Source organism: Enterobacter cloacae complex sp. 342H5, assembly GCF_050030905.1.
Classification (GTDB): domain Bacteria; phylum Pseudomonadota; class Gammaproteobacteria; order Enterobacterales; family Enterobacteriaceae; genus Enterobacter; species Enterobacter intestinihominis.
The window spans coordinates 2,062,367-2,077,675 of record NZ_JBLGVB010000001.1 but is presented as its reverse complement, the minus strand read 5'-3'; the positions used below and the strand labels follow the sequence as shown (position 1 = coordinate 2,077,675).

At 56.4% G+C, this 15,309-nt stretch carries 15 protein-coding genes; 10 read left to right on the top strand and 5 right to left on the bottom strand.

The window, feature by feature from the left end; genetic code table 11:
* Positions 1-9 precede the first annotated feature (9 nt).
* A complete protein-coding gene (locus ACQG03_RS10070) occupies positions 10-1,050 on the top strand; it encodes an AI-2E family transporter (protein ID WP_003857467.1) in 1,041 nt (346 codons plus the stop codon).
* Here ACQG03_RS10070 and ACQG03_RS10065 read toward each other — a convergent pair.
* Positions 1,047-1,994 (bottom strand): zinc-dependent alcohol dehydrogenase family protein, encoded by a 948-nt coding sequence (locus ACQG03_RS10065; RefSeq protein ID WP_063163297.1) that lies wholly within the window; start codon positions 1,992-1,994, stop codon positions 1,047-1,049. The two genes, ACQG03_RS10070 and ACQG03_RS10065, sit on opposite strands and share 4 nt — an antisense overlap.
* Complete coding sequence (locus ACQG03_RS10060; RefSeq protein WP_063163296.1) at positions 1,987-3,021, bottom strand: LLM class flavin-dependent oxidoreductase; 1,035 nt, start codon at positions 3,019-3,021, stop codon at positions 1,987-1,989. The genes ACQG03_RS10065 and ACQG03_RS10060 overlap by 8 nt, the downstream gene beginning before the upstream one ends.
* 208 nt (positions 3,022-3,229) lie before the next feature.
* Between ACQG03_RS10060 and yajD the strand changes: the two genes are divergently transcribed.
* Positions 3,230-3,577: an HNH nuclease YajD gene (yajD, locus tag ACQG03_RS10055; protein WP_006808895.1), complete on the top strand. Its 348-nt coding sequence runs from the start codon at positions 3,230-3,232 to the stop codon at positions 3,575-3,577.
* A gap of 67 nt (positions 3,578-3,644) precedes the next feature.
* On the opposite strand, the gene ACQG03_RS10050 is transcribed toward yajD, so the two are convergent.
* Positions 3,645-4,091, bottom strand: coding sequence for a hypothetical protein (locus ACQG03_RS10050; protein ID WP_022647956.1), 447 nt, complete (start codon positions 4,089-4,091; stop codon positions 3,645-3,647).
* A gap of 255 nt (positions 4,092-4,346) precedes the next feature.
* Here ACQG03_RS10050 and ACQG03_RS10045 point away from each other — a divergent pair, with 255 nt between their 5' ends.
* The 7 genes from ACQG03_RS10045 to pqqF all read left to right on the top strand — a co-directional run bounded on the left by ACQG03_RS10045 (position 4,347) and on the right by pqqF (position 10,999).
* Positions 4,347-5,366 carry a dipeptidase gene (locus ACQG03_RS10045; protein WP_063163295.1) on the top strand — a complete coding sequence of 340 codons (1,020 nt, stop codon included), beginning with the start codon at positions 4,347-4,349 and terminating at the stop codon, positions 5,364-5,366.
* A gap of 138 nt (positions 5,367-5,504) precedes the next feature.
* Positions 5,505-5,576, top strand: a complete 72-nt coding sequence (gene pqqA, locus ACQG03_RS10040) for a pyrroloquinoline quinone precursor peptide PqqA (protein ID WP_002905689.1) — start codon at positions 5,505-5,507, stop codon at positions 5,574-5,576.
* A gap of 55 nt (positions 5,577-5,631) precedes the next feature.
* Positions 5,632-6,549: a pyrroloquinoline quinone biosynthesis protein PqqB gene (gene pqqB / locus ACQG03_RS10035; RefSeq protein ID WP_038415973.1), complete on the top strand. Its 918-nt coding sequence runs from the start codon at positions 5,632-5,634 to the stop codon at positions 6,547-6,549.
* Between the two features lie 2 nt (positions 6,550-6,551).
* Positions 6,552-7,307 (top strand): pyrroloquinoline-quinone synthase PqqC, encoded by a 756-nt coding sequence (gene pqqC, locus ACQG03_RS10030; protein WP_023306095.1) that lies wholly within the window; start codon positions 6,552-6,554, stop codon positions 7,305-7,307.
* A gap of 2 nt (positions 7,308-7,309) precedes the next feature.
* Complete coding sequence (gene pqqD, locus ACQG03_RS10025; protein ID WP_003857508.1) at positions 7,310-7,588, top strand: pyrroloquinoline quinone biosynthesis peptide chaperone PqqD; 279 nt, start codon at positions 7,310-7,312, stop codon at positions 7,586-7,588.
* Positions 7,575-8,717, top strand: coding sequence for a pyrroloquinoline quinone biosynthesis protein PqqE (gene pqqE / locus ACQG03_RS10020; protein WP_045308495.1), 1,143 nt, complete (start codon positions 7,575-7,577; stop codon positions 8,715-8,717). The genes pqqD and pqqE overlap by 14 nt, the downstream gene beginning before the upstream one ends.
* Positions 8,718-8,722: 5 nt before the next feature.
* Complete coding sequence (gene pqqF / locus ACQG03_RS10015) at positions 8,723-10,999, top strand: pyrroloquinoline quinone biosynthesis protein PqqF (protein ID WP_063163294.1); 2,277 nt, start codon at positions 8,723-8,725, stop codon at positions 10,997-10,999.
* 86 nt (positions 11,000-11,085) lie between these two features.
* Here the strand turns inward: pqqF and ACQG03_RS10010 are convergent, their stop codons facing one another.
* Positions 11,086-13,515 (bottom strand): glucose/quinate/shikimate family membrane-bound PQQ-dependent dehydrogenase, encoded by a 2,430-nt coding sequence (locus ACQG03_RS10010; protein WP_063163293.1) that lies wholly within the window; start codon positions 13,513-13,515, stop codon positions 11,086-11,088.
* 633 nt (positions 13,516-14,148) lie between these two features.
* On the opposite strand from ACQG03_RS10010, the gene ACQG03_RS10005 reads away from it, so the two are divergent.
* Positions 14,149-14,349, top strand: coding sequence for a hypothetical protein (locus ACQG03_RS10005; protein WP_023299982.1), 201 nt, complete (start codon positions 14,149-14,151; stop codon positions 14,347-14,349).
* 46 nt (positions 14,350-14,395) lie between these two features.
* Here the strand turns inward: ACQG03_RS10005 and ACQG03_RS10000 are convergent, their stop codons facing one another.
* The gene (locus tag ACQG03_RS10000; protein WP_023299981.1) at positions 14,396-15,262 is read right to left on the bottom strand and encodes an aldo/keto reductase family oxidoreductase; all 867 of its coding nucleotides are present in this window, start codon (positions 15,260-15,262) and stop codon (positions 14,396-14,398) included.
* Positions 15,263-15,309: the final 47 nt, after the last annotated feature.

Sequence of the window (15,309 nt, the reverse complement as noted above, 5' to 3'; positions counted from 1 at the left end):
GGAACGTCCATGGCCAAACCCATTATCACCCTCAACGGGCTTAAGATCGTCATCATGCTGGGCATGCTGGTGATCATTCTGACCGGCGTTCGTTTTGCGGCCGATATCATCGTGCCCTTTATCCTGGCGCTTTTTATCGCGGTGATCCTCAATCCACTGGTGCAGCGAATGGTGCGGCTACGCATCCCGCGTGTGCTGGCGATAAGCCTGCTTATCAGTATTATTATCGTTGCGATGGTGCTGTTAGTCGCCTATCTGGGAACCTCCCTGAACGAGCTGGCGCGGACGCTGCCGACATACCGCTCTTCCCTGGCGACCCCGCTGCTGCAAATTGAACCCTGGCTGCAACGCGCGGGTATCGAAGTCTCGGTTGAGGAACTGCTTAAATACATCGATCCGAATGCCGCCATGACGATTGTCACCAGCCTGCTGGCACAGCTCTCCAACGCCATGACCTCGATTTTCCTGCTGTTCCTGACGGTTGTGTTTATGCTGCTGGAAGTTCCACAGCTGCCTGCAAAACTCCAGCACATCATGGTGCGTCCGGTAGAGGGAATGGGTGCTATTCAGCGCGCGCTCGACAGCGTTTCACGCTATCTGGTGCTGAAAACGGCCATCAGCCTCGTGACGGGATTAGTGGTCTGGGGGATGCTCGCCGCGCTGGATGTGCGTTTTGCCTTCGTCTGGGGGCTGCTGGCCTTTGCGCTCAACTATATTCCTAACATTGGCTCCGTGCTGGCGGCGATCCCCCCTATCCTTCAGGTGCTGGTTTTCAGCGGTTTGTATGATGCCCTGATTCTGCTGGCAGGCTATCTGGTGATTAACCTTGTCTTCGGGAACATTCTCGAACCACGGATAATGGGACGCGGGCTGGGGCTTTCAACTCTTGTTGTGTTCCTGTCCCTGATTTTCTGGGGCTGGCTGCTCGGGCCTGTCGGCATGCTGCTCTCCGTTCCGCTGACAATTATTGTCAAAATTGGCCTGGAGCAGACCGCCGGTGGACAAAGTATCGCTGTACTGCTGAGCGACATGAGCCATAAGGCCGATTAATTGTCCATCGACAGCATAGGCTTGCCCGTTCTTCCCGCTTCGCGGTAGTTGCCCACTGCCCGCTGCCATTCCGACAGCGGGTAGAGGGTAACATCGCTGCACTGGCTGGCGCGCAGTTTAGGCCAGATGCGCCGAAACTCCGCCTGCCACGCCTCAGCGCTCAGCGCGTCCAGATAGTTACGAATGTGAAACCACGCCACGCGCGGCAACGGCCGCTGCTGCCGGAAGGTCTGCCCGGAGAGTAGCCCGTAGCAGACAAAGGTACCGGTTTCGGGCATCACGCTCAGGATCGCCTCCGCCAGGCTGCCGCCCGTGGCGTCGTACACCACCTCCGCTTGCGCGGCGGCAGCGTTGACGGCGGCCGTATCATCTTGCGCAATCGGGACGATCCCCATTTCAGCCAGACGTTGAGCGTGCACGGGCGAGCGATGGATCCCGTAAACCGCCTCTGCACCCGCCTGGCGTGCCCATTGCCCGAGCAGAACGGCGCAGTCAGAACCGGCAGCGGTGAGCAGCACCGTTTTCCCGGCCGGAGGATAACGGTCCAGCATCATCTGAGCGGCAAGCGGGTTGATATACGCCCGCGCGGCAAGAAGCGAGTCGACGTCGTCCGGGACGGGAACCGCATACGCCACCGGGCAGTCGACATAGCGCTGCCAGGTTCCCTGCCCCCGTAACGGCAGGACCCGCTTGCCCAGCAGCGCCGGGTAAGCGGCGGGCGTTTCGGTCACTATTCCGACCCCTTCATAACCGGCTATTGCGGGCAGCGGCGTGCGATGGCGATATGCCCCGGTGATGGGGATGAGATCGGAGGCGTTCACCGGAGAAAAAAGCATGCGCACACGTATCTCTCCCGGCTGTCGCGGTGACAATGGTGTGGTTTCCGCTTGCAGTACCGATTCAGGCTCACCAAACCGGCGATACCAGAGGGCCAGATTACGCATTGCGATCGCGCCATCCCATTTCCGGTGCGACATGTTTCAGGATGGACTCGATCACATGTGCGTTGTATTCCACGCCCAGCTGATTCGGCACGGTAAGCAACAGCGTATCCGCTTCCGCGATCGCTTCATCCTTTTTCAACTGTTCAATCAGCTTGTCTGGCTCTGCGGCATAGCTGCGTCCGAAAATGGCCCGCGTTTTCTCATCCAGATAGCCAACGCTGTCGCTCTCATTGCGGCTTGAACCGAAATACATCCGGTCGCGATCGTCCATCAGGGCAAAAATACTGCGGCTGACCGAAACGCGTGGCTGACGGGTATGCCCTGCCTCGGCCCAGGCCTGTCGGTAGGCACGGATCTGTTTTGCCTGCTGAATATGGAACGGCTCGCCGGTTTCATCATCTTTCAGCGTTGAGCTTTGCAGGTTCATCCCCAGTTTTGCCGCCCATACTGCCGTTGCATTGGAGCCAGCCCCCCACCAGATACGATCGCGTAAGCCCTCTGAATGCGGCTCCAGACGCAACAATCCCGGCGGGTTTGGGAACATCGGCTGTGGGTTAGGCTTCGCAAACCCTTCACCGCGTAATACATCAAGCAGTACCTCAGTGTGACGGCGCGCCATATCAGATTCGTTTTCCCCGTCCTGCGGCACGTAACCAACATAACGCCAACCATCAATCACCTGCTCCGGGGAGCCCCGGCTGATACCAAGCTGTAATCGCCCGCCGGAGATGAGATCTGCCGCGCCAGCATCTTCCGCCATATACAGCGGATTCTCGTACCGCATGTCGATCACGCCCGTACCGATTTCGATGCGTTTGGTTTTCGCGCCTATCGCAGCCAGCAAGGGGAATGGCGAACTGAGCTGGCGGGCAAAGTGGTGCACGCGGAAATAAGCCCCGTCCGCGCCCAGCTCTTCAGCGGCGACAGCCAGATCGATGGACTGTAGCAGCGTGTCAGCTGCGGTTTGCGTGCCGGACTGGGAAGACGGCGTCCAGTGACCAAACGACAAAAATCCGATCTTTTTCATAGTGGAGTATCCTGATAAAGCATTGCGTTATCCCTACTCTACGCATTAACCGATGAGAATAAATGGTGATTATTTAACGGAATGCTTCAAATAAACTGACAGAAATACGCAAATCACACGCTGCCTTCCCGCAGAGGAGGCATTCTCCTGGCATCTCAAAATGGGATATAGTGTGAACTGTTCTCTTTTTTAACAGGTAACATCAGCAATGGCTCTGATCCCCAAAAACTACGCACGGCTGGAAAGCGGCTACCGTGAAAAAGCGCTAAAAATTTACCCGTGGGTCTGTGGACGCTGCTCGCGGGAGTTTGTGTATTCGAATCTTCGTGAACTCACGGTCCACCATATCGACCACGATCACACCAATAATCCGGAAGATGGCAGTAACTGGGAGTTGTTGTGCCTGTTTTGCCATGACCACGAACACTCAAAGTACACCGAAGCGGATCAGTATGGCACCACCGTTGTCGCAGGTGAGGATGCGCAAAAAGACGTGGGTGTCGCCACGTTTAACCCCTTTGCCGATCTCAAGGCGATGATGAACAAGAAGAAGTAATATCGGCGGCTTTACTGCCCATACCTGCCGTATGGGCAGTCAGAAAGATAAAGGTAATGTATTCCAGTCACAGATTGAACAAGGAGACGGCCTTAATATCGGCTTCAGGATTCACGCGTTTTACAGCCTCTAAAAACGCAGCAAAGTTTTGATTAAACACCGTCAGATTATTATAAAATTGCACCTGTTTTTCACGGGTTCCCTCAAGATAGCTCACAGACCAGATCCGCCTGTTATTAACCACTGTCGAGCCCGGCTTAATTTTTACGATAGCGGCCAGCTCAATTTTACGGGTGACGCTATTTATGACCTCGTATAAATACTGCTCATCATAAAAGTAGGTTTTACCTGACGATCCGCCAAACCAGGAAGGATGGGTAGAGATTTTTTTCATTCCCCGGCTGTCGGCAACGATGCGCTTTGGATGCCGAATACGCCTGATGAAAAAGCGCATCAGCATAATCAGTGCCGTGAAAGACAGCACCACGAAAAGAAAATTAATGCTCTCCCGCATATTTCGTTACCTGCCACGCATAACTCAAAGTGGCGAAGTATAGCGTAGCCCGGTAGCTCAGGGAACGTACGCGATGCAATCGCAGATGGAACGGGAAATGCTCCTATCTCGCCACGCAATATGATGTGCGGATCTCCTCAGGGTTAAGCGTTATTAACAATTGCTGCTAAGTTGTAAGTTTCTCCTTGCCGGACAGGACAAATCAGTTATCGTGCCAGGCAACTTTTTCAGCAATAAAAAACAGTGGGATGCGCTATGGCGATTTTTGATGGTCACAATGACCTGTTGCTTAATTTATGGCTTCACCATCGCCAGGATCCGGTAACGGCCTTCTTCTCCGGCATTGAGAACGGACACCTCGATTATCCGCGCATGCAGCAAGGCGGATTTTCCGGCGGGCTGTTCGCGCTGTTCGTGCCGCCGCAGGAGTATATCGCCCGCATGGCGCCGCACTACGCCAGCGAGCCGTGGCAACCGATCGACATTCTCTGGCAGCAGCTGACGATCCTCAAGCAGCTTGTCGCACACTCCGATGGACGGGCGCGATTGTGCCTGAGCGCGGCAGATATCGAACGCTGCCGTCAGGATAAGGTGCTGGCGATGGTGGCGCATATTGAGGGTGCGGGCGGTTTTGACGGCGAGGGTGGCGATCTACAGGCTTTCTATGCCGCTGGCGTGCGCAGCATTGGGCTTTTCTGGAACATTGCTAACCGTTTTGGCACCGGCGTTAACGGGGCGTTTCCCGGCAGCCCGGACAGCGGCCCAGGGCTTACCGCAGAGGGTATCGCCCTCATCAAGCACGCTAACGCCCTGAACATGCTGATTGACGTTTCTCACATGAATGAAAAGGCGTTCTGGGATACTGCTCGTCATTCCTCTTCACCGCTGGTCGCCACCCATTCCAACGCCCATACGCTGTGCCCGCAACCGCGTAATCTGACCGATCGGCAACTGCTGGCTATCCGCGACAGCGGCGGCGTGGCAGGGGTCAATTTCGGCAACGCCTTTCTGCGCGCCGACGGTAAACGCGATAGCGATACCCCGCTGAGCACAATCGTTCGCCATATCGACTATCTTATTAACATCATGGGCGAAGATCATGTTGCGCTGGGCTCCGATTTTGACGGCATCACGTTACCTGATGATTTGCATGATGTGAGTGGTTTACCGCGGCTAATCAGCGCGTTGCGTCACAGCGGCTATGATCAATTTGTGCTGAATAAGCTGCTGTGGGGCAACTGGCAAAAGGTATTGCAAAATGTTTGGCAACAATAGGTTACGTTGTAAACATTACGTTAATTCCTTACATCTTTCGGGTTGAGCTTTGCCCCACTGTGACGCATTATTTGATGACCATCACAAAACTGGCACAAACAATGGTGTTGGTGCTGCATTTTTAAAGAGGAAAAAACGATGTGGAAGAAACCTGCCTTTATTGATTTACGTCTTGGCCTGGAAGTGACGCTGTACATTTCCAACCGCTAATCGCTCAGCCCGCCATCCGTGCGGGCATTTTTGTTTTACTACCTGGCCTATCTTCATGTTTATTAAAGTCCTCGGTTCCGCCGCCGGCGGCGGTTTCCCTCAGTGGAACTGTAATTGCGCCAACTGTCAGGGTTTGCGCAACGGTACCCTTCAGGCGACCCCCCGCACCCAGTCGTCGATCATCGTCAGCGATAACGGCGAAGAGTGGATACTGTGTAACGCCTCGCCCGATATCAGCCAGCAGATTGCCCATACGCCAGAATTGAATAAGAAAGAGGTTCTGCGCGGCACGCATATTGGCGGCATTATTCTCACCGACAGCCAGATTGACCACACCACCGGGCTGCTCAGCCTGCGCGAGGGGTGTCCGCATCAGGTATGGTGTACGCCGGAGGTGCATGAAGACCTTTCCAGCGGATTCCCGATTTTTACCATGCTCCGGCACTGGAACGGCGGCCTGATTCATCATCCGATCGCACCGCTCGCCGCCTTTAGCGTGGAAGCCTGCCCTGATTTGCAGTTTACCGCTGTCCCCATCGCCAGTAACGCACCGCCCTATTCGCCGTGGCGCGACCGCCCGCTGCCGGGGCATAACGTGGCGCTGTTTATCGAAAACCGCCGCAACGGTCAGACGCTGTTCTACGCGCCGGGTCTCGGTGAACCCGATGACGACATCCTGCCGTGGCTTAAAAAAGCGGACTGTCTGCTGATTGACGGCACCGTCTGGCAGGACGATGAACTGCAGGCCGCTGGCGTCGGGCGCAATACCGGCCGCGATATGGGCCATCTGGCGCTCGGCGATGAACACGGCATGATGGCGCTGCTGGCCTCACTGCCGGCAAAGCGCAAGATTCTGATTCACATTAATAACACTAACCCGATCCTTAACGAGCAGTCGCCGCAGCGTCACGCCCTCACGCAGCAGGGAATTGAAGTGAGCTGGGACGGGATGACCATCACGCTTCAGGACTAACTATGCACATTCGTGAAACGCTCTCGCCGCAAGAGTTTGAACACGCCCTCCGGGCGAAAGGCGCCTACTATCATATTCACCATCCGTACCATATCGCGATGCATAACGGCGAGGCCAGCCGCGAGCAGATCCAGGGCTGGGTGGCGAACCGGTTTTACTACCAGACGACGATCCCGCTGAAAGACGCGGCCATTATGGCGAACTGCCCGGATCCGCACACGCGTCGAAAATGGGTGCAGCGGATCCTCGATCACGACGGCAGCAACGGTCATGACGGCGGGATCGAAGCCTGGCTACAGCTGGGCGAAGCCGTAGGGCTTAGCCGCGACGACTTAATCAGCGAACGCCACGTGCTGCCCGGCGTCCGTTTCGCCGTGGACGCTTACGTTAACTTCGCCCGCCGCGCCAACTGGCAGGAGGCGGCATGCAGTTCGCTCACCGAACTGTTTGCCCCGCAAATTCATCAGTCGCGTCTCGACAGCTGGCCGCAGCACTATCCGTGGATCAAAGAGGAAGGCTATTTTTATTTCCGCAGCCGCCTCAGCCAGGCCAGCCGCGACGTTGAACACGGTCTGGAGCTGGCGAAGAGTTACTGCGATAGCGCAGAAAAGCAGAATCGGATGCTGGAGATCCTTCAGTTCAAACTCGATATCCTGTGGTCGATGCTCGACGCGATGACCATGGCCTACGCGCTACAGCGTCCGCCTTATCACACGGTCACCGACAAAGCGGCCTGGCACACAACCCGACTGGTATAAGCATGCAAAAAAACTCCATCGTCGCCTTTCGTCGCGGCTATCGCCTGCAATGGGAAGCCGCTCAGGACAGCCATGTCATCCTTTATCCGGAAGGCATGGCTAAACTCAATGAGACCGCGGCCGCAATCCTCGAACTGGTCGATGGCCAACGCGACGCGGCGGCCATCATTGCCATACTCAACGAACGGTTCCCGGAAGCCGGCGGCGTGGATGACGACGTCGTAGAATTCCTGCAAATCGCTTATCAACAGAAGTGGATTATTTTCCGTGAGCCAGAATAAACCCACCGTCAATCCACCGCTGTGGCTGCTGGCGGAGCTGACCTATCGCTGTCCGCTACAGTGTCCTTACTGCTCTAACCCGCTGGACTTTGCCCGGCAGGATCAGGAGCTGACCACTGAACAGTGGATTGAGGTTTTCCGCCAGGCGCGGGCGATGGGCAGCGTGCAGATAGGTTTTTCCGGCGGCGAACCGTTGACGCGTAAAGATCTGCCGGAGCTGATCCGCGCCGCCCGCGATCTCGGTTTTTATACCAACCTGATCACCTCGGGAATTGGCCTGACGGAAAGCAAGCTCGACGCGTTCAGCGAGGCCGGTCTGGACCATATCCAGATTAGCTTCCAGGCTAGCGATGAAGTGCTCAACGCCGCGCTGGCGGGGAATAAAAAAGCCTTCCAGCAGAAGCTGGCGATGGCCAAAGCGGTCAAAGCGCGCGATTACCCGATGGTGCTGAATTTCGTCCTGCACCGGCACAACATCGACCAGATCGATAAAATCATCGAGCTGTGCATCGAACTGGACGCCGACGACGTCGAACTTGCCACCTGCCAGTTCTACGGTTGGGCGTTCCTTAATCGTCAGGGCCTTTTGCCGACGCGAGAACAGATCGCCCGCGCGGAACGCGTGGTTGCCGACTATCGGCAAAAAATGGCCGCCAGCGGCAATCTGACCAACCTGCTGTTCGTCACCCCTGATTATTACGAAGAGCGACCAAAAGGCTGTATGGGCGGCTGGGGGTCGATTTTCCTCAGCGTGACCCCGGAAGGCACGGCGCTGCCCTGCCACAGCGCGCGCCAGCTACCGGTGGAGTTCCCCTCGGTGCTTGATCAGAGTCTGGAATCCATCTGGTATGACTCTTTCGGCTTCAACCGCTATCGCGGGTTTGACTGGATGCCGGAGCCGTGCCGCTCCTGCGATGAAAAGGAGAAGGACTTCGGCGGCTGCCGCTGCCAGGCCTTTATGCTCACCGGGAATGCTGATAACGCCGATCCGGTGTGCAGCAAATCGCCGCATCATCATAAAATTCTGGACGCGCGACGCGAAGCAGCCTGTAGCGACATGAAAATCGGCCAGCTTCAGTTCCGCAACCGTACCCGTTCGCAGCTTATCTATAAAACCCGGGAACTGTAGCGATAATGACCACCCGCATCGTGGAGCTGGCAGGCGGTTTACGCGCAACGCTGGTGCATCAGCCGCAGGCGACACGCGCGGCGGCGCTGGCGCGCGTGAGTACCGGAAGCCATCACGAGCCACCACGCTTCGCCGGTCTTGCGCATTTACTTGAGCACCTGCTGTTCCGCGGTAGCCAGCGCTATCAGGGCGACGATCGACTCATGGCCTGGGTCCAACGTCAGGGCGGTAGCGTCAATGCCACCACGCTGGCTCGCCACAGCGCATTTTTCTTCGATGTGGCCGCCGATAACCTGTCCGACGGCGTCGCGCGGCTGCGGGATATGTTGCAGGCGCCGCTGCTTTCATGCGATGACATACAGCGCGAAGTGGCGGTCATTGATGCGGAAAACCGGCTCATCCAGCAGCATGATTCCGCCAGGCGCGAAGCGGCGGCACGCCACGCGATGGAAGAACCCACAGTTTTTCGCCGTTTTCAGGTAGGTAGCCAGGATTCTCTGGGGCAGGACACGGGATCGCTGCAAACCGCGTTGCGCGACTTTCATCGGCGCTATTATGTGGCCGGACACCTGCAATTGTGGCTGCAAGGGCCGCAAACGCTGAATGCGCTGGCCGAGCTTGCCCATACGTTTGCGTCCGGTTTTGCTTCTGGTGGCATGCCTGAAACCGCTCCCCCGTTGCGTCTTAGCGCTGAAGCAGATTTTCAGCTGGCAGTGACGGAGCGACCCGCACTGTGGCGTTGTCCGTTAATTCGAAAAAGTGACAACGTCACCTTATTTCGGGAGTTTTTACTGGACGACGCCCCCGGAAGCCTGATTGCCGGGCTGCGGGCGCGCGGGCTGGCAGAAGATGTCGCCCTGAACTGGCTTTATCAGGATAACGATAACGGCTGGCTGGCGCTAACGGTTGATAGCGAACGACCCGAGGAGGTTGACCCGCATATTACCCACTGGCTACGGGCGCTACAGCAAACGACGGATGAGCAGCAGCGGCATTATTATCGGCTGGCACAGCAACGTTTCAGCGCCCTGCCGACGCTGGAGCAGCTGCGCCAGCGGGCGTTCGGTTTTGCGCCCGGTGCGGCGCCCGTAAGTTTTTCCGCCTTTTGTGCCGATTTACTGGCGGCGCCCACCTCGTATCTGGCCTGCAAAAAAATTGAAACCTCTGAAATTATCGCCAGCCAGGGGTTTGCTCTGCCGCTTAGCCATTGGCGTCGCCAGCCGGTTGCAGATGATAGCCCCATCGCGTTTTCCTTCTACCCGCAGACTGCCAGGTATGTTACGCCAGCCCCGACGTCAGAAGCCGCTCCGCTGCTGCATTTGTCGGCGCAGACACAACCGCCAACGCTGATCCTGCGCAGGCCTTTTTATTCGTGCATGGAACGGGCGCAGGGGGTGGCGATGGGCAAACAGTTACGCCCTCTCCTTGCTGAACTGCGCCATATTGACGGCAGCGGCGAGTGGCAAACGGTTGACGGTAGCTGGCAGCTCACCCTGCGGCTTCCTGACGCCGTGGTGACGGCGGAACACATCATCGGGGCGATAATCGATCGCCTCTCCCACCCCGCCCCGGCTCTTACGCCAGTGCCAGAAGGCATTGCCATCCGTGAGCTGCTTCAGCAATTGCCTGAACGTCTGGCATCGGATCCGCCACGGGACGGCTGGCTGGCGGCGCTAGTTGGCGGCAGCGTCGCGCACGCGCACGGGTTAGCCCGGCAGCTTGGCCTGCTCCGGGCGCCGGTTAACGCTAAGCCGACGCCATTAAGCGGTTGTCCCGGCGGGATCGAACACATTCCGCACGCCAGCGCGGATTCGGCGCTGCTGGTGTTTATTCCCCTGCCGCCGGGCGCGTCGCTCGCCGCGCTGCGGCTGCTGGCATTATGCTGCGAACCGCAATTTTTCCAGCGCCTGCGCGTGGAACAGCAGATTGGCTACGTGGTCAGCTGTCGTTATCAGCGTATTGCCGATCGCGATGGCCTGCTGCTGGCGTTACAGTCGCCTGACCGCTCTCCCGTGAACCTGTTGGGTTGCTGCAAACAATTTTTGCGTGAGCTGACGCTGTGCGATGAGACGGCGTTCAGCGTATTGCGACAGCAGCTGGCGACGCAAATCCGGTCACCGATGAATGCCAGCGCCACGGCAGTAGCCGCCCTGCGCCAGCGCTATGGTTTACCGGTGTTAACGCCGCAGGCTGTTGATGCCCTGCAACATGACGAGATAATCGCACTATGGCGCGAGATGACTCGCCATCGCCGTCGCTGGCGGGTGCTTTTCACGGGCTGACCGGACCCGCCGCTTTCTTCATATCCGTGGTTTTTAGTCAAAAAAAAGCCCCGTACTTCGACGGGGCCAGGTTGCTTATTTCGCTGTTATTTATCCAGCGCGTAGGCAATCACGTAGTCACCACGATCCGGCGACTGGCGTGCACCGCCAGCAGAGATCAGAATGTACTGTTTGCCGGTTTTCGGTGATACATAGCTGATAGGTCCGCCCTGGCTACCCACCGGAAGACGCGCTTTCCACACTTCTTCCCCCGTAGAGGAATCAAAGGCGCGCAGGTAGTAATCCTGGGTTCCCGCAATGAAGACCAGACCGCCCTGCGTGGCCAGCGTACCGCCCAGCGTCGGCATACCGACAGGCATTGGCATACGCATTTTTACCCCAAACGGACCGGTATCCTGTACGGTACCGACCGGCACCTGCCAGACGATTTTCTGCGTTTTCAGGTCAATGGCGGAGAGAGAGCCAAACGGTGGTTTCTGGCACGGAATGCCCAGCGGTGACATGAAACGGTTTTTGTTGACCGAATACGGCGTTCCTTTCATCGGAACGGCGCCCATCCCGGCGTTCACGGCTTCACCGCCCGTGTTTGCCACCGCGCTCTGCGGATCTTGCTTAATCAGCTGAACCCACAGGCCCAGACGCATGTCATTGACGAAGATATACTGGTTGTTCGGATCGGTGGACAAACTGCCCCAGTTCATTCCCCCCAGCGAGCCCGGGAAGCTCAGGGAAATATCGGTTCCCGGCATCGTGTACAGACCGTCATAACGCATTGATTTGAAGCTGATACGACAGGCCAGCTGGTCAAACGGCGTCGCCCCCCACATATCCGATTCTTTCAGGGTTTCTGCGCCAATCTGCGGCATCCCCACAGAGCGAGGCTGCGTTGCCGGGTACTGTTCACGTGGAATATCCGCTGGTTTTACCGGAACCTCTTTCACTTCAGTGAGCGGTTTACCCGTCAGGCGATCGAGAACGTAAATTTGCCCCGCTTTAGTGCCCACTACCACCGCGGGCTTGTTGCCCTCTTTCGTTGGGAAATCAACCAGGCTCGGCTGCATCGGGATATCGAAATCCCAGAGGTCGTTATGCACGGTCTGGTATACCCACTTCTCTTTCCCGGTAGTCGCATCCAGCGCGAGGATTGAGGTGGCGTATTTGTGATCTTCTGGAATACGGTCAGCGCCCCACAGGTCGACAGAGGAACTTCCCATCGGGATAAAAACGGTATTCATCGACGCATCCCAGGACATAGGGGCCCAGGAGTTTGCGGAGCTGCGTTTGTAGTGTTCGCCCGGCTTCAGAACGTAGTTCGGATCCGGATTACGCGGATCGAACGCCCAGCGCAGCTGGCCGGTGATCACGTCATAACCACGTATTACGCCGCCCGGCATATCGGTGCTGACATTATCCGCAACGCGGCCGCCAACCACGACCGTGGTACCCGCCAGCGTCGGGGCCGACGTCAACACATAGGTTGGATCTGACGCGTCGCCAATTCCTTCATGCAGGTTAACGCTGCCGTCAGTACCGAAGTCCGGGCAGAATTTGCCGTTATCGGCGTCTAACGCGATCAGCTTACCGTCAATGGTATTCATCAGGATACGGCGCTGGCATGCCGCGCCCGGTGCGACCGGCGCTGGCAGAACCGGTGTGGAGCCGGCTACCGTTGGCTGTGCCAGCGGTTTGGTGGCATCAAAGTACGCCAGGCCACGGCAGCGCATCCAGATGGCAGACTTAGCGTTGATTTCCGCTTTCCAGATCTCTTTCCCGCTATCGGCATCCACGGCGATCACGTTGTTATGCGGCGTACAGAGGAAGACACGATCGCCTACCTGTAGCGGCGTTTGCTGATCTTCTGCGCCATTGCCATCCGGACTTTGCGGAATATCACCGGTATGGTAGGTCCAGACCGGTTTCAGGTTTTTCACGTTGTCACGGGTTATCTGGTCCAGCGCCACAAAGCGACTACCGCCAGCCGTATTACCGTAGTGATCCCAGTTCTGCTGTTTCGCCTCTTCTTTTACCGGCACCAGCGGGCGCTTTTCGCCGCTAAACGGCACGGTCGGATGGGGTTGAAACATCTGAACAAAGGTAACGCCCATTCCGATAATAAGAACTGCGCAGACCGCCATCGCCCCTTTCGTGGAGGACGGTTTTCCTTCACGCTTACGCAATGCAGGCCAGGTGGCTGCTGCCAGCACCATCAGCCCGGCGGGTACCATTAATCGGGAAACCAGGGGCCAGAAGTCGAGTCCGGTATCGAAAAATGCCCAAATCAGGGTGCCAAGAAACACCAGAGCAAACAGCCCTACGGCAGAGGATTTGCGGCGGAAAAACTGAATTGCAGAGAGCAGCGTGAAAACCCCGGCAATGAGAAAGTACCAACTCCCCCCCAGGGAAACCAGTTTAAAACCGCCGATGGCAAAAAACAGCCCCGTCACAAGAAGTACCACACCCACCAGCAGGCACCACGGGCCTAACCAGCCCAATGGGCGGGGATTATTGTCTGACATAAAATGAATCTCCTGATTACTTTATATAAAGCAGGGTTTTATTAACTGCCACGATGTTAAAACCCTGCACAACGCTAATTGTTCGTATGCGAAGCATAAATTAAAAAGAGAACGTAGACAAAATCTATTATGTCGGAAGAAATGAAAACCAGCGCAATTGCATGGGTTTAACAGGGTTAAAATAGCGAATATCGCTATCTACGTCACCGATGCTGGAATATATGACCAGCCGGAAGTTGCTTAAAGGATTAATATCAGGATTCCCCCAAGGCCGGTCTTATAGCGTCAGATTTTTACAGCTGAGCCTTCAAACAGAAGATTTAATTAAGCAATAACCATGAATAAGCACAGGGATAAACCTGAGTTAAGTTTCAGGAAGAAATTATCAATAATTTTAGAGCGTCTGGTGCGTTGAACATTCCGTCATTATCAGCACTGAAAATGTGACTTTCCGCATCAAAGCGGACTCACAGAGTGACAATACAAACACTATTAAATCACTTAATGAAGTCTTGAATCACAGAAAACCCAAACAGTAATTCACTGCGCCTTCACTAGCCATTGACTTTACACCAAGACTAGCGCATATTTTACAGCACAAATTAACAAGACAATTTTTGGAGGACGTTTTCTATGCCAGCCCGTGATTATCCCGACAAGCGTGTTGCTCGCGGTGTAGCAAAGGAGGCCGATCTCAGGATGTTAAGTGCGCGCATCGATCCAGCGCTGATGGAGTACATCCGCATTACTGCGTATGAAACACGGAAAAGTAAGCAGGAAATCGTGGCGGAAGCGTTAGCACTTCACCGCCAAAGGAATCAGATTGTGTCATAAACACCAAAAGCCCGAAAAATCCCCCGGGCTTTTGCTGCTGTCTGGATTACTCCACCAGCGTATTTAACGTCTCCAGCGCCTCAGGCGGCAATACCAGATCGGCTGCCGCCAGGTTTTCACGCAGATGCGCCACCGAAGAAGTACCCGGGATCAAGAGGATATTTGGCGAGCGTTGCAGAAGCCATGCCAGCGCCACCTGCATAGGCGTCGCATCCAGTGAATCTGCCACCGCCTGTAGTCCGGAAGATTGCAGTGGCGTGAAACCACCCAGTGGGAAGAACGGCACCCAGGCAATCCCCTGCTGCGCCAGCGAATCTACCAGCGCATCGTCACCGCGATTCACCACGTTGTACATGTTCTGTACGCATACCACGGAAACCATCTTCTGCGCTTCAGCCACCTGCGAAGCGGTGACATTGCTCAGCCCAATATGGCGAACCAGCCCCTGTTGTTGCAGCTCCGCGAGGGTGCTTAGCGGCGCGGCAATCGAGCCTTCCGCTGGTCCGTGGGCGCTAAACATGATCCGCAGGTTAACCACGTCCAGCACATCTCGCTTCAGGTTGCGCAGGTTGTCATGCACCGCCTGCGTCAGCTCCTGGGCGGAAAACGCCGGCAGCCAGGAGGCGTCCTCGCCGCGTCGGGCTCCGATCTTGGTCACAATCGTAAGGTCATCCCGGTACGGATGAAGCGCCTCGCAGATAAGCTGGTTGGTCACATGGGGGCCGTAAAAATCGCTGGTATCAATGTGATTTACCCCCGACTCTACCGCTTCACGCAACACCGCCAGCGCCGCATTTTTGTCTTTTGGCGGACCAAAAACGCCAGGTCCGGCAAGCTGCATCGCGCCATAGCCAAACCGTTTAACCGTACGCGTTCCGAGCGTGAATGTTCCGCATTTATCTATGCTGCTCATGCTGACCTTCCTCATTAAAATGATCCGGGTTTACAACAGGTTCCGCA